The sequence below is a fragment of the Mesorhizobium sp. M0938 genome (assembly GCF_040319125.1).
Lineage (GTDB): Bacteria > Pseudomonadota > Alphaproteobacteria > Rhizobiales > Rhizobiaceae > Mesorhizobium > Mesorhizobium robiniae.
Genome location: NZ_JAMYNS010000005.1, coordinates 206,659 through 225,616, shown reverse-complemented (window position 1 = coordinate 225,616; position 18,958 = coordinate 206,659). Strand labels below are relative to the sequence as shown.

The 18,958-nt window shown below is 62.5% G+C and carries 21 protein-coding genes; 18 read left to right on the top strand and 3 right to left on the bottom strand.

Annotated elements, in window-relative coordinates:
- Positions 1–9 precede the first annotated feature (9 nt).
- Positions 10–849 (top strand): lanthanide ABC transporter permease protein PedC, encoded by an 840-nt coding sequence (locus NKH73_RS11010; protein ID WP_352931542.1) that lies wholly within the window; start codon positions 10–12, stop codon positions 847–849.
- On the top strand, positions 849–1,484 hold the full coding sequence (locus tag NKH73_RS11005) for a hypothetical protein (protein ID WP_352931149.1): 636 nt from the start codon (positions 849–851) through the stop codon (positions 1,482–1,484). The genes NKH73_RS11010 and NKH73_RS11005 overlap by 1 nt, the downstream gene beginning before the upstream one ends.
- A 27-nt stretch (positions 1,485–1,511) precedes the next feature.
- Here NKH73_RS11005 and NKH73_RS11000 read toward each other — a convergent pair whose 3' ends face one another.
- Both NKH73_RS11000 and NKH73_RS10995 read right to left on the bottom strand, forming a co-directional pair.
- A complete protein-coding gene (locus tag NKH73_RS11000; protein ID WP_352931147.1) occupies positions 1,512–1,712 on the bottom strand; it encodes a hypothetical protein in 201 nt (66 codons plus the stop codon).
- 172 nt (positions 1,713–1,884) lie between these two features.
- Complete coding sequence (locus NKH73_RS10995) at positions 1,885–2,841, bottom strand: LysR family transcriptional regulator (protein ID WP_352931145.1); 957 nt, start codon at positions 2,839–2,841, stop codon at positions 1,885–1,887.
- Between the two features lie 123 nt (positions 2,842–2,964).
- Here NKH73_RS10995 and NKH73_RS10990 point away from each other — a divergent pair, with 123 nt between their 5' ends.
- The 10 genes from NKH73_RS10990 to gph are packed head-to-tail and all read left to right on the top strand — an operon-like array spanning position 2,965 to position 12,985.
- Positions 2,965–4,026: a class 1 fructose-bisphosphatase gene (locus tag NKH73_RS10990; RefSeq protein ID WP_352931143.1), complete on the top strand. Its 1,062-nt coding sequence runs from the start codon at positions 2,965–2,967 to the stop codon at positions 4,024–4,026.
- A gap of 5 nt (positions 4,027–4,031) precedes the next feature.
- Positions 4,032–4,904, top strand: coding sequence for a phosphoribulokinase (locus NKH73_RS10985; RefSeq protein ID WP_352931141.1), 873 nt, complete (start codon positions 4,032–4,034; stop codon positions 4,902–4,904).
- 10 nt (positions 4,905–4,914) lie between these two features.
- The gene (tkt, locus tag NKH73_RS10980; protein WP_352931138.1) at positions 4,915–6,936 is read left to right on the top strand and encodes a transketolase; all 2,022 of its coding nucleotides are present in this window, start codon (positions 4,915–4,917) and stop codon (positions 6,934–6,936) included.
- A gap of 30 nt (positions 6,937–6,966) precedes the next feature.
- Positions 6,967–8,046, top strand: coding sequence for a class II fructose-bisphosphate aldolase (fba, locus tag NKH73_RS10975; RefSeq protein WP_095489014.1), 1,080 nt, complete (start codon positions 6,967–6,969; stop codon positions 8,044–8,046).
- Between the two features lie 21 nt (positions 8,047–8,067).
- Positions 8,068–9,561 carry a ribulose-bisphosphate carboxylase large subunit gene (locus tag NKH73_RS10970; RefSeq protein WP_473597607.1) on the top strand — a complete coding sequence of 498 codons (1,494 nt, stop codon included), beginning with the start codon at positions 8,068–8,070 and terminating at the stop codon, positions 9,559–9,561.
- A gap of 18 nt (positions 9,562–9,579) precedes the next feature.
- Complete coding sequence (locus tag NKH73_RS10965; protein ID WP_127206186.1) at positions 9,580–10,014, top strand: ribulose bisphosphate carboxylase small subunit; 435 nt, start codon at positions 9,580–9,582, stop codon at positions 10,012–10,014.
- Positions 10,015–10,021: 7 nt separating this feature from the next.
- On the top strand, positions 10,022–10,960 hold the full coding sequence (gene cbbX / locus NKH73_RS10960; protein WP_352931135.1) for a CbbX protein: 939 nt from the start codon (positions 10,022–10,024) through the stop codon (positions 10,958–10,960).
- 60 nt (positions 10,961–11,020) lie between these two features.
- Positions 11,021–11,707, top strand: coding sequence for a ribulose-phosphate 3-epimerase (rpe, locus tag NKH73_RS10955; RefSeq protein WP_352931133.1), 687 nt, complete (start codon positions 11,021–11,023; stop codon positions 11,705–11,707).
- A gap of 22 nt (positions 11,708–11,729) precedes the next feature.
- Positions 11,730–12,287, top strand: coding sequence for a thioredoxin family protein (locus NKH73_RS10950; protein WP_352931131.1), 558 nt, complete (start codon positions 11,730–11,732; stop codon positions 12,285–12,287).
- Entirely contained in the window at positions 12,284–12,985 is a 702-nt protein-coding gene (gene gph, locus NKH73_RS10945; protein ID WP_352931128.1) for a phosphoglycolate phosphatase, read from the top strand. The genes NKH73_RS10950 and gph overlap by 4 nt, the downstream gene beginning before the upstream one ends.
- Positions 12,986–13,144: 159 nt before the next feature.
- Here gph and NKH73_RS10940 read toward each other — a convergent pair whose 3' ends face one another.
- Entirely contained in the window at positions 13,145–13,525 is a 381-nt protein-coding gene (locus NKH73_RS10940) for a c-type cytochrome (RefSeq protein WP_352931126.1), read from the bottom strand.
- Between the two features lie 631 nt (positions 13,526–14,156).
- On the opposite strand from NKH73_RS10940, the gene NKH73_RS10935 reads away from it, so the two are divergent.
- From NKH73_RS10935 to NKH73_RS10910, 6 genes are all read left to right on the top strand, one after another.
- Positions 14,157–14,366, top strand: a complete 210-nt coding sequence (locus tag NKH73_RS10935) for a hypothetical protein (protein ID WP_352931124.1) — start codon at positions 14,157–14,159, stop codon at positions 14,364–14,366.
- A 38-nt stretch (positions 14,367–14,404) separates the two neighbouring features.
- Positions 14,405–15,409 carry an ABC transporter substrate-binding protein gene (locus NKH73_RS10930; protein WP_352931122.1) on the top strand — a complete coding sequence of 335 codons (1,005 nt, stop codon included), beginning with the start codon at positions 14,405–14,407 and terminating at the stop codon, positions 15,407–15,409.
- Positions 15,406–16,227 carry an ABC transporter permease gene (locus tag NKH73_RS10925; RefSeq protein WP_352931121.1) on the top strand — a complete coding sequence of 274 codons (822 nt, stop codon included), beginning with the start codon at positions 15,406–15,408 and terminating at the stop codon, positions 16,225–16,227. Before NKH73_RS10930 ends, NKH73_RS10925 begins: the two co-directional genes overlap by 4 nt.
- Positions 16,196–16,954 (top strand): ABC transporter ATP-binding protein, encoded by a 759-nt coding sequence (locus NKH73_RS10920; RefSeq protein ID WP_352931538.1) that lies wholly within the window; start codon positions 16,196–16,198, stop codon positions 16,952–16,954. The genes NKH73_RS10925 and NKH73_RS10920 overlap by 32 nt, the downstream gene beginning before the upstream one ends.
- A gap of 36 nt (positions 16,955–16,990) precedes the next feature.
- Positions 16,991–17,962: a quinoprotein relay system zinc metallohydrolase 2 gene (locus NKH73_RS10915; protein ID WP_352931119.1), complete on the top strand. Its 972-nt coding sequence runs from the start codon at positions 16,991–16,993 to the stop codon at positions 17,960–17,962.
- Positions 17,963–18,079: 117 nt separating this feature from the next.
- Positions 18,080–18,943 (top strand): quinoprotein dehydrogenase-associated SoxYZ-like carrier, encoded by an 864-nt coding sequence (locus tag NKH73_RS10910; RefSeq protein WP_352931117.1) that lies wholly within the window; start codon positions 18,080–18,082, stop codon positions 18,941–18,943.
- The last annotated feature ends 15 nt before the right edge of the window (positions 18,944–18,958 follow it).

Genomic DNA, 18,958 nt, shown 5'->3' with positions numbered 1-18,958 from the left:
GTCGCCGCCATGATGCCGGTGAAGTTCGAAAAATTCGGCCTTCGCCACTATCTCATCTGCCTCAAAGGCGTCGTCCTGCGGGAGTGTCTGCGCTTCCTGCACCAGCGCGAGCGCTTCATATCCTCGCTGGTTCGGCCGCTCATCTGGCTGTTCATTTTTGCCGCCGGATTCCGGCAGGTGCTCGGTGTATCGATCATCCCGCCCTACAAGACCTACGTGCTCTACGAGGTCTACATCACGCCGGGCCTGTGCGGCATGATCCTGCTGTTCTCGGGCATGCAGTCTTCGCTGTCGATGGTCTATGACCGCGAGATGGGTAACATGCGCACCCTGCTGGTCAGCCCCTTCCCGCGCTGGTTCCTGCTGGTGTCGAAGATGCTCGCCGGCGTCGCCGTATCGATCGCGCAGGTCTACGCGTTCCTGATCGTTGCCTGGTTCTGGGGCGTCAAGGCGCCGCCGATCGGCTATCTCATGGTGCTGCCGGCGCTGTTCCTGTCGGGCATGATGCTTTGCGCTCTCGGCATGCTTTTGTCCTCGATGATCAAGCAGCTCGAAAATTTCGCCGGCATCATGAACTTCGTCATCTTTCCCGGCTATTTTGCCTCTCCGGCGCTCTATCCCTTGTGGCGCATCCAGGAGGCGAGCCCGCTGCTCCACAAAATCTGCCTCGCCAATCCGTTCACCTATGCGGTCGAACTGATCCGCTTCGCCTTCTACGGCCAGATTGACTGGCTGTCGCTGGGCGTCGTTGCCGGCTGCACGGTTCTGTTCCTTGCCGCCGCCATCATCGCCTACGACCCTTCGCGCGGCCTGATAAGCCGGAAACAGGACACGGGAGGAAATGCCTGATGGCACGAATGAGCCTTGTTCGCAGCCTGGCTGTGGCCGCCATGCTCGCGCCGAGCATGAACGCCAAGGCGGCGGCGAACAACGATCCGGACTGGCCCTGCATACAGCGCAAGGTGCCGCAACTCTCGCTCGGCCAGATCTGGAACGGGCCGGAACTTCCCCCAGCGGCGAAGGATCTGTCGAAGGACCCTGCCGTCTCCGCCCTGGTCGCGGAGGTGGCGGCCCGGCGGTTGCCGATTACCGAAGCCCAAAAGAAGATTAGGGATTTCGCCGCCGCCCTGCCGGCCGAGCAGCTTGCGCCGAAAATGGCGATGCTGGTGCAAGGCATGTTCGATCACATGGACACCGAGCGTTCGCACGTGATCTCAGGTATTGCCCGCTACGCCCACAAACAGCTCGAAATGGCCGCCGCCTTGCGCAAGGAAGCGTCCGACGTCGATGCGTTGCGGGAAAAACCGGGTGCGGATCCCGACGAGGTCGAGCGGCGAACCGAACAGCTGAAATTCGCAACACGAATTTTCAACGAACGCGTCCAATCGCTGACTTACGTCTGTGAGGTGCCGACGATAATCGAGCAGCGGCTTTATCAACTGTCCAAGGTCGTCTCGGAAACGCTCGCCGCGAAGAAGAAGTAGAACCTCATTCGATCTCCGCGGCGGATCTCACGATTCCCGGCCGGGCAGCACGCGCCAGCGCCGCACGAAATAACCGGGATGCGTCTCGATCCACTGGGCGACCAGCGGCTGCGCCTGCATGAAGGCGGTCCCGGGATTCATCGCCAGGCCGTCCACCATCTGTTCGCGTTGTTCGCAGCTCTGCGGCACATCCGTCAGGCAGACCATCATAACGAGCGTGTAAAGCATTACCCCTTGTCCCCATCGAATTCCCGAACCCCATGCCCGGGAGGTTTCCGAAATACCGACCAGTCTGCAGGGGTCGCACATACAGATCGCTTACGGGTGGAAAGGACGTGGCCCCTGTTCTTTCGCACTGCAACATAACATGTTCTTTTCGCACTGCAACATAACAGATCGCTTATCTAACGCCAACGATCGCCGGCTCGTCGTGCGGGTAGAGCTTGCCGAACAGGGGCAGGTACATCGCGCCCTTGCGCATCAGGAAATCGTGGAACGTCGCCATGGCCGGCGAGATCGCGTGATCGCTGCGCATCACCGAAAACCATTGCCGGCGGATCGGCATGCCGACGACGTCGAGGATGACCAGCCGGCCGGCTTCGGTTTCGGCGGCGATGGTGTGGGCTGAGATGAAGGCGATGCCGAGCCCGGCCATCACTGCCTGCTTGATCGTTTCGTTCGAGCCCATCTCGACGCCGAGATCGTCGATGCGGCCGGGCACGTCGCTCAGGAATATTTCCAGCGAGATGCGCGTGCCAGAGCCGGGCTCGCGAATGAGGAAATGCTCTTCGGCGATCCGCTCCTTGGATATCTCGCGGGCCGATGCCAGCGGATGGTCGGGCGGCGCGATGATGACCAGCGGGTGATCGCCGAACACCGAGGCCCGCACCGGGACTTCCTTCGCCGGGCGTCCCATCAGCGCGATATCGATGTCGTGGTTCTTCAGCCTGTCGATGGTTTCGGCGCGGTTGCCGATGGCAAGCCGCATGTCGATGTCGGGATGTTCCTTCATGAAGCCGGCCATGAGCCGCGGCGCGAAATATTTGGCGGTAGAAACGACGCCGAGCCTCAAGCTGCCGATGCGCACGCCCTTGATCGCATCCATCTTGTCTTCGAGCAGGCGAAGCCGCTCTTCGATCGCCTGCGCCGTCTCGACGAAAGCCAGGCCTGCGGCAGTGGGACGCATGCCGTCCGAGGTCCGGTCGAACAAGGCCAGTTGGAACTCCTCCTCCACTTGCCGCAACTGGATTGTCACCGCTGGAGGAGACAGGCCTAACACCTTGGCTGCACTGACGATTTTCCCGTAACTGATGATCGCCTGGACGGTCCTGAATTGCTTGAGCGTGAGGTTTCTCATACGGCATACTAAAATTTTTTTACTGCAGAAGTAAAGTTATTGAATTTTACTTATTCAGTGCCGTTTGTTCTCTTTCCCCAATCCGGCCGATCCGAGGAGATACGGCTGGAGCGGGAGGTTACGATGCCAGCGGCAACGCTCGATGCTTTTCTGAATTCCTATCTCGGCCAACCGGACGAACTGCGCTCGGCAGTCGTAGCAACCATCCGTCAGCTGACGCAGGCCGCCACCAAGATCCGCAACACCATCAACCAAGGGGTGCTAGGCACCGCCTTTGCCGGGACCCGCGGCGCCAATGTCGACGGCGACATCCAGAAGGACCTCGACATCTTCGCCGACGACATCTTCCTCGACGCCATGCGCCACGCTCCGGTCGCGTTCTACGCCTCCGAGGAACTGGAACAGCCGGTCCTGCTCGACAGGCAGGCGCCTCTCGCCATCGCCATCGACCCGCTCGACGGCTCTTCCAACATCGACACCAACGTGTCGATTGGAACGATCTTCTCGCTCCTCCCTGCAACTGGCCTCCCTGCAACTGGCGCGCCGGACGGAAATCCGGCCGCCTCTTTTTTGCAGGCAGGCGTGAACCAGCTGGGCGCCGGCTTCTTCATCTACGGGCCGCAGCTGGCGCTGGTTCTGTCGCTCGGCAGCGGCACGCATGTCTTCGTTCTCTCGACTAGGCTCGGCACCTTCGTCCAGGCCTATGAGAGCCGGATCATCCCGCAGCGCACCCAGGAGTTCGCCATCAACGCCGCCAACTACCGGCATTGGGACGAGGCGGTGCGGCTCTACATCGACGATTGCCTCGAAGGCGTCGAAGGCCCACGAGAGAAGGATTTCAACATGCGCTGGATCGCCTCCCTGGTCGCCGACTGCTACCGCATACTGATGCGCGGCGGTGTGTTCCTGTATCCCGGCGACAAGCGCAAGGGTTACCGCCAGGGACGGCTGCGCCTCGTCTATGAGGCCAACCCGATCGCCTATCTCATAGAACAGGCGGCCGGCGCCGCCACCGATACGATCACCCGCATCCTCGAAATCGAACCCGAGAGCCTGCATCAGCGCGTGCCTGTCGTGTTCGGATCGGCGCGGGAAGTCGCGCGCATCACCCGCTATCACACCGAGCCCAGCGCCATCGGCGAGCGTGCGCCGCTGTTCAGCCGCCGCGGCCTGTTCAGGGCCTGAGCACCATGTCGGCAAAGCACCCCATCATCACCATCACCGGGTCGTCGGGCGCAGGCACCACTTCGGTCAAGCGCATCTTCGATCTGATCTTCCGGCGCGAGAATATCGAAGCCGCCTTCATCGAAGGCGATGCCTTTCACCGCTACGACCGCGCCACGATGAAGACAAAGGTGGCCGAGCAAGAAAAGGCCGGCAATCCGAACTTCACCCACTTCAATGCCGAAGCCAACGAACTCGCAATCCTCGAAGAGGTATTTGAGGAATATAGCCGCCGGGGAACCGGAAAGACCCGCACCTACATCCATGACGAGGACGAGGAGAAGCAGTACGGCACGCCGCCGGGGCATTTTACCGAATGGCGCGAATTCCCTGCGAGTGACCTGCTCTTCTACGAGGGGCTGCATGGCTGCGTCGTCACCGACAAGATCAACCTGGCCAGGCACGCCGACCTCAAGATCGGTGTGGTGCCGGTGATAAACCTCGAATGGATCCAGAAGATCCACCGCGACCGTGCAACGCGCGGCTATTCCACCGAGGCGGTGATGGACGTGATCCTGCGGCGCATGCCGGACTATGTCCGCTACATCGTCCCGCAATTCTCGCAGACCGACATCAACTTCCAGCGCGTGCCGATCGTCGACACGTCCAACCCATTCATCGCGCGCTGGATTCCGACGCCCGACGAATCGATGCTGGTCATCCGCTTCGCCAATCCCCGCGGCATCGATTTCCCCTACCTGCTTTCGATGATCCACGACTCGTTCATGTCGCGGCCGAATTCCATCGTGGTGCCAGGCAACAAGCTCGACCTTGCCATGCAGCTGATCCTGACGCCGCTGATCCTGCAATTGATCGAACGCAAGAACCGTGTGTCGTGAGGAGGACGCCATGAACAGCCAAGCCGCAGCTTTGAAGCCTGTCGCCGCCGTCTCGGAGCGCGACATGGCCAATGCCATTCGCGCATTGGCGATGGACAGCGTCCAAAAGGCCAATTCCGGCCATCCGGGCATGCCGATGGGCATGGCCGATGTCGCGACGGTGCTGTTCAGCCGCTTCATCAACATCGATCCGTCGGCGCCCAGCTGGCCCGATCGCGACCGCTTCGTGCTTTCGGCCGGGCACGGCTCGATGCTGCAATATGCGCTGCATTACCTGCTCGGCTTCGACGACATGCCGATCGAGGAATTGCAGCGGTTTCGCCAGCTGGGCAGCCGCACCGCCGGACATCCCGAATATGGCCATGCGCTCGGCATCGAGACGACGACCGGCCCGCTCGGACAGGGCATTTCGACCGCCGTCGGCATGGCGCTGGCGGAGCGTATGCTTGCTGCCCGCCACGGCGCCGATCTCGTCGACCATTTCACCTACGTCATCGCCGGCGACGGCTGTCTGCAGGAAGGCATCAGCCACGAGGCGATGGACCTTGCCGGTCACCTGAAGCTCTCCCGGCTGATCGTCTTCTGGGACGACAATGCGATCTCGATCGACGGACCGACCTCGCTGTCGACATCGATGGACCAGCCGGCCCGGTTCAAGGCCGCCGGATGGCATGTCCAGTCGGTGGACGGTCACGACATGGAGGCCGTCGCTGCGGCAATCGAAGCAGCACAGCAGTCGGATCGGCCGTCCCTGATCGCCTGCCGCACGGTGATCGGCAAGGGCGCGCCCAATCTGGGCGGCTCGGAAAAGACGCATGGCGCGCCACTAGGCGATGCGGAGATCGCCGCGACGCGCGAAAACATCGGCTGGGCCTATGCGCCGTTCGAGGTGCCGGACGACATCCTTTTCACCTGGCGCGAAATTGCCGGCCGCGGCCAAGCGGCACGGCGCGCCTGGGAGCAGCGGCTTGCCGCCTCGCCGCGGCGTGAGGCCTTCGAGAGCGCGATCGCCTGCAACCTGCCCGACGCGGTCTTCGAAGCGCTCGGTGCCTTCCGCAAGGAGCATGCCGAGAAGGCGACCAAGGTCGCAACGCGAAAGGCCTCCGAAATGGCGCTCGGCGCAATCAACGCCGCAACCGACCTGACAGTCGGCGGCTCGGCCGATCTGACGCATTCGAACCTGACGATCACCAAGGGCATGGATCGCATAGCGCCTGATGAGTATGCCGGCCGCTACATCCACTACGGTATCCGCGAGCACGGCATGGCCGCGGCCATGAACGGCATCGCGCTGCATGGCGGCTTCGTGCCTTATGGCGGCACGTTCCTGTGCTTCGCCGACTATGCGCGCGGCGCGATGCGGCTCTCGGCGCTGATGGGCCAGCGAGTGATCTATGTGATGACGCATGACTCCATCGGCCTCGGCGAGGACGGCCCGACCCACCAGCCGGTCGAGCACCTGGCAATGCTGCGGGCCACGCCGAACCTCAATGTCTTCCGTCCGGCCGACATCATCGAGACGGCCGAGTGCTGGGAACTGGCGCTGAAGAGCAAGAACCGCCCGAGCGTGCTGGTGCTCTCGCGCCAGAACCTGCCGATGCTGCGCCAAGCACACAGAGAGGAGGCACACAGCGAGGAGAACCGGACCAGCCAGGGCGCCTACGTCCTGCGCGAGCCAACCGAGCACCGCGCCGTGACGCTGATCGCCACCGGTTCGGAAGTCGAGATCGCCGTTGCCGCCGCCGAACGGCTGGAGACCGAGCACGGCGTCGCCGCCGCGGTCGTCTCGATGCCATGCTGGGAGCTCTTCGAGGAACAGGATGCGGATACCCGCAAGGCCGTCCTCGGCTCGGCGCCGCGCATTGCCATCGAAGCCGCAGCACGGCTCGGCTGGGACCGCTGGATCGGCGACACCGGCGCGTTCATTGGCATGGCGGGTTTCGGCGCCAGCGCCCCTGCCCCGGATCTCTACCGGCATTTCGACATCACGCCCGAAGCCGTCGCCGCAACGGCGCTGAAGCTCATCATCTAGCCCAATTTCCGCAGCTAAGAGGACCCGACAATGGCCCGCATCACCCTTCGCCAGCTTCTCGACCATGCCGCCGAGCACGGCTACGGAGTACCGGCATTCAACATCAACAACATGGAACAGGGCCTTGCCATCATGGAGGCGGCCAAGGCCTGTGACGCGCCGGTCATCATCCAGGCTTCGCGCGGCGCCCGCTCCTATGCCAACGACATCATGCTGGCCAAAATGATGGAGGCGTTGACCGAAATGCATCCGGCCATTCCGCTATGCATCCATCAGGATCACGGCAACAACGAAGCCACCTGTCTTTCGGCGATCCGCCACGGCTTCACCTCGGTGATGATGGACGGGTCATTGATGGCGGACGCCAAGACGCCGGCGAGCTACGATTACAACGTCGCCATCACCGAACGTGTCGCCCGCATGGCGCATTGGGTCGGCGCTTCCGTCGAAGGCGAGCTCGGCGTGCTCGGCTCGCTTGAAACCGGTCAGGGCGAGGCCGAGGACGGCCACGGCGCCGAAGGTGCGCTTTCCCACGACCAGCTTTTGACCGATCCCGATCAGGCCGTCGATTTCGTCACCGCCACCCAGGTCGACGCGCTGGCGATCGCCTGCGGCACCTCGCACGGCGCCTACAAGTTCAGCCGCAAGCCCGACGGCGGCATTCTCGCCATGCAGGTGATCGAGGCGATCCACGAAAAGCTGCCCAACACCCATCTGGTCATGCATGGGTCGTCCTCGGTGCCGCAGGAACTGCAGGACATCATCAACAAGTATGGCGGCGAAATGCCCCAGACCTTTGGCGTTCCGGTCGAGGAGATCGAACGCGGCATCCGCTACGGCGTGCGCAAGGTCAACATCGATACCGATTGCCGCATGGCCATGGCCGGGCAGTTCCGCCGCGTCGCGACGGAGGACCCGCGCGAATTCGATCCGCGCAAATTCCTGAAACCCGCGATGGACGCCTTGCGCGACCTCTGCCGCGATCGTTTTGAGCGCTTCGGCACCGCGGGCAACGCTTCGAAGATCAGGGTCATCGCCATGGACGAGATGGCCAAACGTTACGCCGCGGGAAAGCTCGACCCGCAAATCGCAACCGCGAAAGCCGCCTGAGCGGCAAACAGGAGACCTGTCATGAACAAGATCGACATGCCGTCAGCGGGCACGCTCAAGGAAGGCAAGGAACGCTACAAGTCGGGCGTCATCCCCTACAAAAAGATGGGATATTGGGAGCCGGACTATCGGCCCAAGGAAACCGACCTGATCGCCATGTTTCGGATCACGCCTCAGCCCGGCGTCGACCACGAGGAGGCGGCCGCCGCCATCGCCGGTGAATCCTCGACCGCGACATGGACCGTGGTGTGGACCGACAGGCTGACCGCCTGCGAGCTCTACCGCGCCAAGGCGTTCAGATCCGAGCCGGTGCCGAACACCGGTCCCGGCACCAAGACCGAGCAGCAGTACTTCGCCTATATCGCCTATGACCTCGACCTGTTCGAGCCGGGCTCGATCGCCAACCTGACTGCGTCGATCATCGGCAACGTGTTCGGCTTCAAGGCGGTCAAGGCTTTGCGGCTCGAGGACATGCGCATCCCGGTGGCTTACCTCAAGACCTTCCAGGGCCCGGCGACCGGCATCGTGGTGGAACGCGAGCGGCTCGACAAGTTCGGCCGGCCGCTGCTCGGCGCGACGACGAAGCCGAAGCTTGGCTTGTCAGGCCGCAACTACGGCCGCGTCGTCTACGAGGCGCTGAAGGGTGGCCTCGACTTCGTCAAGGACGACGAGAACATCAACTCGCAGCCCTTCATGCACTGGCGCGACCGTTTCCTCTATTGCATGGAGGCTGTGAACAAGGCGTCTGCCGCCACCGGTGAGGTCAAGGGCCATTATCTCAACGTCACCGCCGGCACGATGGAGGAGATGTACGAGCGCGCCGAATTCGCAAAACAGCTTGGCTCCTGCATCGTCATGATCGACCTCGTCATTGGCTACACGGCGATCCAGTCGATGGCCAAGTGGGCACGCCGCAACGACATGATCCTGCACCTGCACCGCGCCGGCAACTCGACCTATTCGCGCCAGAAGAACCACGGCATGAATTTTCGCGTCATCTGCAAATGGATGCGGATGGCCGGCGTCGATCACATCCATGCCGGCACGGTGGTCGGCAAGCTGGAAGGCGACCCGCTGATGATCAAGGGGTTTTATGACACGCTGCGCGAGGAGCGCACGCCGCAGAACCTCGAAACCGGGCTGTTCTTCGATCAGGAGTGGGCCTCGCTCAACAAGGTGATGCCCGTCGCCTCCGGCGGCATCCATGCCGGCCAGATGCACCAGCTAATCCATTATCTCGGCGAGGACGTCATCCTGCAGTTCGGCGGCGGCACGATCGGCCATCCGGACGGCATCCAGGCCGGCGCGACGGCCAATCGCGTCGCGTTGGAGGCGATGATCCTCGCCCGCAACGAGGGCCGCGACTATCTGCGCGAAGGGACCAAAATCCTCGAACAGGCGGCCAGATGGTGCACGCCGCTGAAGGCGGCCCTGGAGACCTGGAAGGACGTCACCTTCAACTACGAATCGACCGACACGGCCGACTTCGTGCCAACCGCAACGCCCAGCTTCTAGACGAAAGGAACCGTCGCCATGATGACCAATCCGGGAAACAAGGTCACGCAGGGACAGTTTTCGTTCCTGCCCGACCTGACCGATGAGCAGATTTCGGCGCAGATCAAATACGCGCTGAAAAACCACTGGGCGGTCAGCGTCGAGTACACCGACGATCCGCATCCGCGAAACACCTATTGGGAAATGTACGGCAACCCGATGTTCGACCTGAAGGACCCGGCGGGCATCCTGCTTGAAGTCAACAATTGCCGCAAAGCCATGCCCAACATGTATGTCCGGGTCACCGCCTTCGATTCGACCAAGGGCTGGGAAGCGCCGCGTATGTCGTTTATCGTCAACCGGCCGCCCAACGAACCCGGCTTCCGGCTGCTGCGCCAGGAGCGCGACGGCCGCAGCCAGGGCTATTCGATCGTGCCTTATGCGACCGACAGGCCCGAAGGCGAGCGGAGCTAGGCGAACCATGCTGGACGCGATAGCAAAGGGCGCTGCCGCGCAGGACGAATCGGTCGATCTGCAGGCCGAGTTCGAGGCTTCCAACATCGACGAGGTGATGGACAAGCTCGACCGCGAACTCGTTGGCCTGAAGCCGGTCAAGACCCGCATCCGCGAGATCGCGGCGCTGCTCCTGGTCGACCGGCTTCGCCGCAAGTTCGGGCTGACCTCGGGCGCGCCGACGCTGCACATGAACTTTACGGGAAATCCCGGCACCGGAAAGACCACCGTGGCGCTGAGGATGGCCGAAATCCTGCATCGTCTCGGCTATGTCCGCGAAGGCCACATGGTCGCGGTGACGCGAGACGATCTCGTCGGCCAGTATGTCGGCCACACCGCGCCGAAGACTCGCGAAGTGATCAAGCGCGCCATGGGCGGGGTGCTTTTCATCGACGAGGCCTACTATCTCTACAAGCCCGAGAACGAACGCGACTACGGTCAGGAATCGATCGAAATCCTGCTGCAATGCATGGAGAACAACCGTGACGATCTGGTTGTGATTCTTGCCGGCTACAAGGACAAGATGGACCGCTTCTTCGACAGCAATCCCGGCATGCGCTCGCGCATCGCCCACCACCTCGATTTTCCCGACTACGGCGTCGGCGAGCTCAAATCGATCGCCGAGATCATGCTGGCGGAACAGAATTACCGCCTTAGCGAGGCGGCGGCCAAGGCGCTCGAAGAGTATCTTCCGATCCGTATGCGGCTGCCGCATTTCTCCAACGCGCGCTCGGTCCGCAACGGGCTCGACCGGGCGCGGCTTCGCCAAGCCAACCGGCTTTTCGCGTCGCGCGACCGGGCGTTGACGAAGACCGACCTTATCACCATTGAAGAATCCGATATTCGCGGCAGCCGCGTGTTCGCGGAAGGCAAGCTCGAAGGCGAACCGGAGACGAAGGCGCGCTGACAAGAGAGCCGGTTGGCGTGCAGCGACTGCAAACGGAAGACAGAATGGGAGCCGACGACCATGGGTACTAAGACAATCATCGCGCCCTCGGTGCTTTCTGCCGACTTCTCGAGGCTCGGCGACGAGGTCGAAACGGTCGTTCGGGCCGGTGCCGACTGGATCCATCTCGACGTGATGGACGGCCATTTCGTGCCCAACATCACCTTCGGTCCGCCGGTGATCAAGGCGATCCGTGACCGGACGGACAAGATCTTCGACTGCCATTTGATGATCGCGCCGGCCGACGCCTATCTCGCCGCCTTCGCCGATGCCGGCTGCGACATCATCACGGTGCATGCCGAGGCCGGGCCGCACCTAGACCGTTCGCTGCAGGCAATCAGGAATCTCGGCAAGAAGGCCGGCGTGTCGCTGAACCCGTCGACACCGGAAAGCGTCATCGAATATGTGCTCGACCGGCTCGATCTGGTCCTCCTGATGACCGTCAATCCGGGCTTCGGCGGCCAGGCTTTCATCTCGGCGGTCGTCGACAAGGTCAGGCGGGTCAAGGCACTGATCGGCAACCGCCCGATCGACATCGAGATCGACGGCGGCGTCACGCCCGAAACCGCTCCGCTGGTCACCGCGGCCGGCGCCAATGTGCTGGTCGCCGGCTCGGCCATCTTTAGGGGTGGCACCGAGGCTGCCTACCGCGCCAATATCGGCGCCATCAGACAGGCGGCCGACGGAGCGATCCGGAAAGCCGCGTAAACCGTCTCATCGGAGGGCAACTATGGCGGCAATCCCACCAGTCTGCGATTTCGGCTGGCAAGCCGTCGATGCCGTTTTGCCCGGCGTCGACGGCAAATCGCATTCGATCTTCAGTCACGCCGGCCCGAACGGGCTGGTGGTGGCCTTCATCTGCAACCACTGCCCTTATGTGAAGGCGGTGATTTCACGCATCGTCCGCGATGCCAACGACCTCAAGGCGCAAGGCATCGGCTTTGTCGCGATCAACGCCAACGATGCCGACGCCTATCCGGATGATTCCTTCGACAACATGAAGCTCTTTGCCAGGACGAACGGCTTCTCGTTCCCCTACCTCCACGACGAGCGCCAGACGGTGGCGCGTGCCTATGGAGCCGTTTGCACCCCGGATTTCTTCGGGCTCAACAGCGAGTTGACGCTGCAATATCGCGGCCGGCTGGACGCGGCGCGACGCGACGCCGGACCGCCCGGGCTGAGGCGCGACCTGTTCGAGGCGATGAAGCAAATTGCCCGAACCGGCGACGGACCGCTCGACCAGATCGCTTCGATCGGCTGCTCGATCAAATGGAAGGACGCCGCATGAACGTCGGCATGGGCAGGCCGTTTCGATCGCCCAAGGCGATCCTCTTCGACCTCGACGGCACGCTGGTCGATTCGGCGCCTGATATCACCTCGGCCGTCAACGAGTTGCTGGCCGGCCGCGATCTGCCGCCGCTGCGCCTGGATCAGGTCAAGGCGATGATCGGCGGCGGCGTCAGGAAACTGATCGAGCGAGCCTTCGCAGCTTCCGGTACGCCGCTCCTCGGCAGCGCGCTCGATGAGACCAACCGCGTCATGGCGCCGATCTACCGCAGACATCTGACCGGCCTAACGAGGCTGATGCCCGGCGTCAGGGAGGTTCTCACGCATTTCCACTTGAGCGGAATAGCCATGGGCGTGGTGACCAACAAGCCGCAGCTGGCGGCTCGCGAAATCCTGCTGCATTTCGGGCTGACGGACTATCTCGGCGCGATCGTCGGCGGAGATGCGGTGACATCGTTGAAACCGGCGCCCGACGCTTTGCTGCTGGCGCTCGACCAGCTTCAGGTCGAACCTCGCGACACGCTGATGGTCGGAGACAGCAGCGCCGATGTGGCCGCCGCGCGAGCCGCCGACATGCCCGTCATCCTGCTGCGTGGCGGCTACACCCAGATTCCCGTCGAAGAGCTTGGCGCCGATCTCGTTTGCGACAGCCTGCTCGACCTGCCTTCCGCCATGCGGAGGCTGCAAGACGCCGCTTGATCGGCGGCGCCAACCACCAGGGTGGGCGCCGGCCGAACGCAGTTTCGAACGGCCGGCGAAGTCGCGCTAATCCTGCGGAAAAACCGGGCTATTTCCTAACGGAAAAACCGGGTTATTTCCCAACGGAACAACCGGGTTATTTCCTGCGGAAAAACCGGGTTATTTGGAGAATTGCTTCAGATAGGCGATGACGTTGGCGAGATCCTCGTCCTTCTTGAGGCCGGCAAACGCCATCTTCGTGCCTTTGACCATGGCCTTGGGATCGCGAAGATAGTTCGTCAGCGTGGCTTCATCCCATTTAACGCCGGATGCACCGGCCTCGGTCATGGGTTTGGAATATTTGAACCCCGGATGCGTGCCGGCCGTCCGGCCGATAACGCCGCTCAACGACGGACCGATCTTGTTCTGGTCCTTGTCGACGACGTGGCAGGCCTTGCATTTGGCGAAGACCTTCTCACCCGCAGCGGCATCCTGTGCCTGGGATTGGTTCGTGATGAACGTCGCAGCGGACACGACGGCGAAAAATGCGATTGCACGCATGGCATTTCCTCATTGATCGTCAAGGTGCCCTAGACGATTTGCGCAGGCCGTTGTTTGTTCATCGGCATGCGTCGTTTTATGGCAGAGCGAGAACTTCTCCCTTGTGGAGTTGCGGCGCCTGCATGATGGAAGCTACCCGGCAGACGAGGGATGTCAACCATACTGAAGTCCGGAGAGCGCAATCGCTTCAGACCAATTGCCGATGGTGGCGCCTTAGGCGCAGTCGGCGAAGCTGCCGATCTCCCACCTTGCGGAGAGATTGGATGCCGCTTCGGCTTTCGCCAACCACCAACGCTGGAAGACTGGGCAAGCGGCAGGCAACCGAAGCGATCGCCCTCATATTTTCATTGCTTTGTGACGGCAGTTATGCTAGGAATTTATTCATGGTGCTGATTTGCGCCACCGACCCGCCCTCCGAGGCGGGTTTTTTGTTTCGGCGCAGATTGGCTCCGGTAGAACGCCGTCTTGTCCGTTCGCCTTTGTTGACGGCCATCAGGCGAACGCGTAGCCTCGAACCATTCCGGTTTTCCATGGGCACCTCGGGACTCCGGCAATCGGCGATTTTGTCCAGGCTCGCAGAGCGGGCCGGATCTCGCCGAAGCGGGCGTCTTAAGCGCGCAAGAGGTGCTGAATGGATATGGTCGACCTCATATTGACGGTTTGCCTGATTGCCAATCCGGGCAACTGCCGAGACGAACATCTCTATTTCGAGAGCCGTGGCTCTCTCGTCCAATGTATGGTCTTGGCGCCCAGCGAAATCGCAAAATGGTCGCAGGAACACCCAAACCTCAAGGTCAAGCGCTGGAAATGCGCTTTCCCGAACAAGGACCGGGCGATCTGATCGGCGCCGCGGCTGTTACGGCCCCGGGAGGAGACATCATGATGATTTCGCGTCGAGGAACGCTCCGTCTGGCAGCCATTGGAACGGCCGCGGCCCTTGTCTCAAGACGCTCCTTCGTCATGACCCCCTCCTTCGCTATGGGCAAAGTCCGCATCGGCGTGCTGAAATTCGGCACCGTGAGCTGGGCGCTTGGCACTATGAAGCACCACAAATTCGACGCAGCCAACGGCATCGATCTGGAGGTCGTCGATTTCGCCGGCGAGGATGCAACCAACGTCGCCATGCTGGCCGGAGCGATCGACATGATCGTGACCGACTGGCTGTGGGTCTCGCGCCAGCGCTCAGAAGGCGTCGACCTCGCATTGGTCCCCTATTCGACCGCTGTCGGGGCGGTCATGGTGAAAGAGGGGGCGCCGATCCGCACGATCGCCGACCTCAAGGGAAAGAAGATCGGTGTCGCTGGCGGGCCTCTCGATAAAAGCTGGCTGCTGATCCAGGCGCTGGCCAGACGCGATCACGGCCTCGACCTGCCGGCAACCAGCGACATCGTCTTTGGCGCGCCGCCGCTGATTTCGGAAAAAGCGATGCAAGGCGAACTCGATGCGGTGCTCAATTTCTGGCATTTTTGCGCCCGGCTCGAGGCCAACGGCTTTCGTCGGCTGATCGGCGCCGACGACGCGGCGAAAGCGCTCGGGGCCTCGGGCGCGGTGTCGGCGCTCGGCTATGTCTTCCACGACAAATGGGCGAATGAGAATCCGGACGCTATCAGGGGCTTCATCAAGGCTTCCGCGCAGTCCAAGGATTTGCTGGCCAGATCCGACGATGAGTGGCTGCGCCTTGCGCCGATTATCCGTGCGCAAGGCAAGGAATTGGCAAAACTGCGTGATCGCTATCGCGACGGCATTCCCAGACGCCCCGTCGCCGAGGATGCGGCCGATGCGGCCAAGCTCTATCGCGTGCTGGCCGAGATCGGCGGCGAAAGGCTGGTCGGCCGCGCGCCGGAAATGGCGCCCGGCACGTTCTGGCGGGAACCCCCGAAATGAGCGCCCCTGACACCGGCGATCGCACGCCTGGCGCGGTGGCCGACGGCCAATCCAGCTTTGCGACGGTGCTGACACCTGCGCTGACGGTCGCGGTCTCTCTGCTCGGGCTTTGCCTGCTGTGGGGTTTTGCAGCAAATGCCTGGCCGAGCCGCGCCTTTCCAGGGCCGGGACAGGTCTGGCAGGTGTTGCTCGCGGAGGCGGCGAGCGGCGACCTTTTTTACCATCTCGGCGCCACACTCGGCCGGGTTGCCGCGGCATACGTCATTGCCATGGTCGTCGGCTCGGTCGTCGGCGTTGCCCTCGGCAGTTACCGCAGCGCAGACCGATTCTTCAGTCCCTGGGTGATCCTGTTTCTCAACATTCCCGCGCTGGTGGTCATCGTGCTCGCCTATATCTGGTTCGGCCTCAACGAAGCGGCCGCGATTGGAGCGGTTGCCGTGAACAAGATCCCGAACGTCGTGGTGACGATGCGCGAAGGTGCCAAGGCGCTTGATCCGAGTTATGCCGAAATGGCCGCCGTCTACCGCTTCGGTCTCCTCGACCGCATCCGCCACGTCCTGCTGCCGCAATTGCAGCCCTATCTTGCCGCCGCCTCACGATCCGGCATCGCCCTCATCTGGAAGATCGTGCTGGTGGTCGAACTGCTCGGCCGCTCCAATGGTGTCGGCTTCCAGATCTATCTCTATTTCCAGCTTTTCGACGTCGCCGCCATTCTTGCCTACACGCTGGCTTTCGTGGCGGTGATGCTTGTCATCGAACTCCTTCTGGTGCAGCCCGTTGAACGACATGCAACCCGTTGGCGCCGTCGTCCCGCTTAGGGTCGACATCGCCGAAAAGACTTTCAGGTCCGCGCAGGGCGTCTCGATTACGGCGCTCCAAGACCTTTCCTTCGAGGTCCGGCAAGGCGAGTTCGCCTGCTTGCTGGGACCGTCGGGCTGCGGCAAGACCACGACGCTGCGCATCCTGCTTGGGTTGGACAAAGACTTTTCCGGCTCCTTCCAATTGCCTGAAGGCGGCCAGTTACCGGAGGGAAGCTTGAGCCGCATCGCCGCCGTATTCCAGGAGCCGATCCTGCTGCCTTGGCGGACGGTGGAGCAGAATGTCAGGCTGGCGCTGCCGAAAAGCCTGAGAACGAAGGACCTCGACGGGCTGTTCGACACGCTCGGTCTCGCCGGCATGCGCTCGCTCTACCCGGCGGAGCTTTCGCTCGGCCTTGCGCGCAGGGCAGCACTCGCCAGGGCCTTCGCCACCGAGCCGGCGGTGCTTTTCCTGGACGAACCCTTTGCCTCGCTCGACGAACGAACCGCCGAGCGGCTTCGGCACCTGCTTTTGACCGTGTGGTCGGCGCGGCCTACGACCGCCCTCATGGTGACGCACAATCTACGCGAGGCCTTGATGCTGTCGGATCGCATCATCGTACTCGCGCAGCGGCCGGCCCATGTGCTCGGCATGTTCGACGTAAGGCTGCCGCGGCACTATCGCAATCCACAGGTGATGAGCGACCTCTCGCGGTCGTTCCATCAAAAATTTCCGGGCGTGGCCTGATCGCCCAACAGTTCGCAATGCATATCGGGGGAAGCCATGCCGATCGATGGGGTACGACGCAAGCTTGTGAGCGGCTTCGCCTGCACCGCAGTCGGCGCCGCGATGCTGCCCTGTTGCCTCGGGCGGGCCGCTCTTGCCGCTGCCGGCGGCCTTGAATTCAAGGTCAGGAAGGTCGCCGACGGCGTCTTCGCGTTCCAGGGCGTGGATGAATTGATGAACGTAGCCAACCAGGGTGCGATCTCGAACCTGGGCGTCGTCGTCGGCACCGACGCCGTTGCCGTCATCGACAGCGGCGGCAGCTTGATCGAGGCGAACGCGCTCATCGCAGCGATCGGCAAAATAAGCACCAAGCCGGTTCGCTACCTGATCAACACCCACATGCACCCCGACCACATCTTCGGCAATGCGGCATTCCGGGAGATCGGCGCGACCATCGTCGGCCATCGCAATCTGCCGCGTGCGCTCGAGGCGCGCGGCGCATTCTACCTGCAAAGCTTTCGCCAACAGATTGGCGATACGCTCATGAAAGGGGTCGAGATCATACCGCCGATGATGCTGGTCGATGATCGCCTGCAGCTCGATCTCGGCGGGCGCGTGCTCGAATTGCGGGCATGGAAGGCGGCGCACACCGACAACGACCTGACCGTTTTCGACAGCGCGACCCAAACGCTGTTTGCCGGCGATCTCGTTTTCATCGGCTCCTTGCCGACGCTCGACGGGTCGCTGCTCGGCTGGCTGCGCCAGATGGATGCGCTCGCCGCGATCGGCGCCGCGCGCGTCGTGCCGGGCCATGGCCCGGTGCCGGCCGACTGGCCGGAAGCGCTGACGGCGGAACGGCGCTATTTCGAGGTTCTGGCGGGAGATCTTCGCAAGGCGATCGCCGACGGGATGCCACTCAGCGAGGCAGTCAAGACCGCCGGCGCAAGCGAACGGGGCAATTGGCGTCTGTTCGACGCCTATAACGAGCGCAATGCGACGGCCGCTTTTGCCGAACTCGAATGGGAATAGATCACACCGACAAGCGCTGGACGCGACGAGGTGGATCGATTTGCCAAGGCATCGTCAAAGGCTTATCCTCGACGCCAGCCTGGGCACCACCTCTCTGACATTGGTGGAGGCATTGGAATGCAAGACCATGCTTATCGGAGCCGGCAGCTAGCCTTGCCGCTCGCAGCTATCTTTGCCGCGATCATCCTGTCCGTCGGTACACTCCTCGGTTCCTCCGGAACCGCCAACGCACAGCAGACAACCGCGTCTTCGGACATGATCTGGCAGGATCTGAAAGGCGACGTGTTCGGCGATCGGGCAATTCTGGTCGATAGCGGCGTCGTCAGGATCGAGGCGCCGAAGCGGGCGCAGGATGCCGCCATCGTCCCCGTCGACATCTATATCAACCCCGCCAAGGCGCCCGACGGCATCAAATCCGTCACCTTGATCATCGACGTCAATCCGGCGCCGGTGGCTGCGACGTTCCAGATCGGCAAGGATGCCGGCGTGACGCATCTGTCGACGCGCGTGCGCGTCAACGACTATTCCTATTTGCGCGCCATTGCAGAAACGCAGGGCGGCGAACTCCATATGGCTCAGACCTTCGTCAAGGCGTCAGGCGGATGCTCGGCTCCGGCGGTCAAGAACCAGGATGAGGCGAAGGCGACGATGGGGCAGATGAAGCTGCGCCAGTTCCCGCCTCAAGAGACGATGACGAAGGCACAGGAATTGCAGCTGATGATCCGGCACCCGAACAATTCAGGCCTGCAGCGCAATCCGCTGACCCAGTATTTCATCCCCGCGCATTTTGTTCAGAAACTGTCGATCTCGCAGGCAGACCGGTCGATCCTCTCGATGGAAGGTGGAATATCGATTTCGGAAGATCCCAATTTCCGGTTCGATTTCAAGGCGCACGGCGACGGCGAAATCCAGGTCGAAGCGATCGATACCGATGGCAAGGTGTTTCGCAATCAATGGCCGCTGGAGGCCACGGGACTCTGAAGTCTCGAAGCCGCG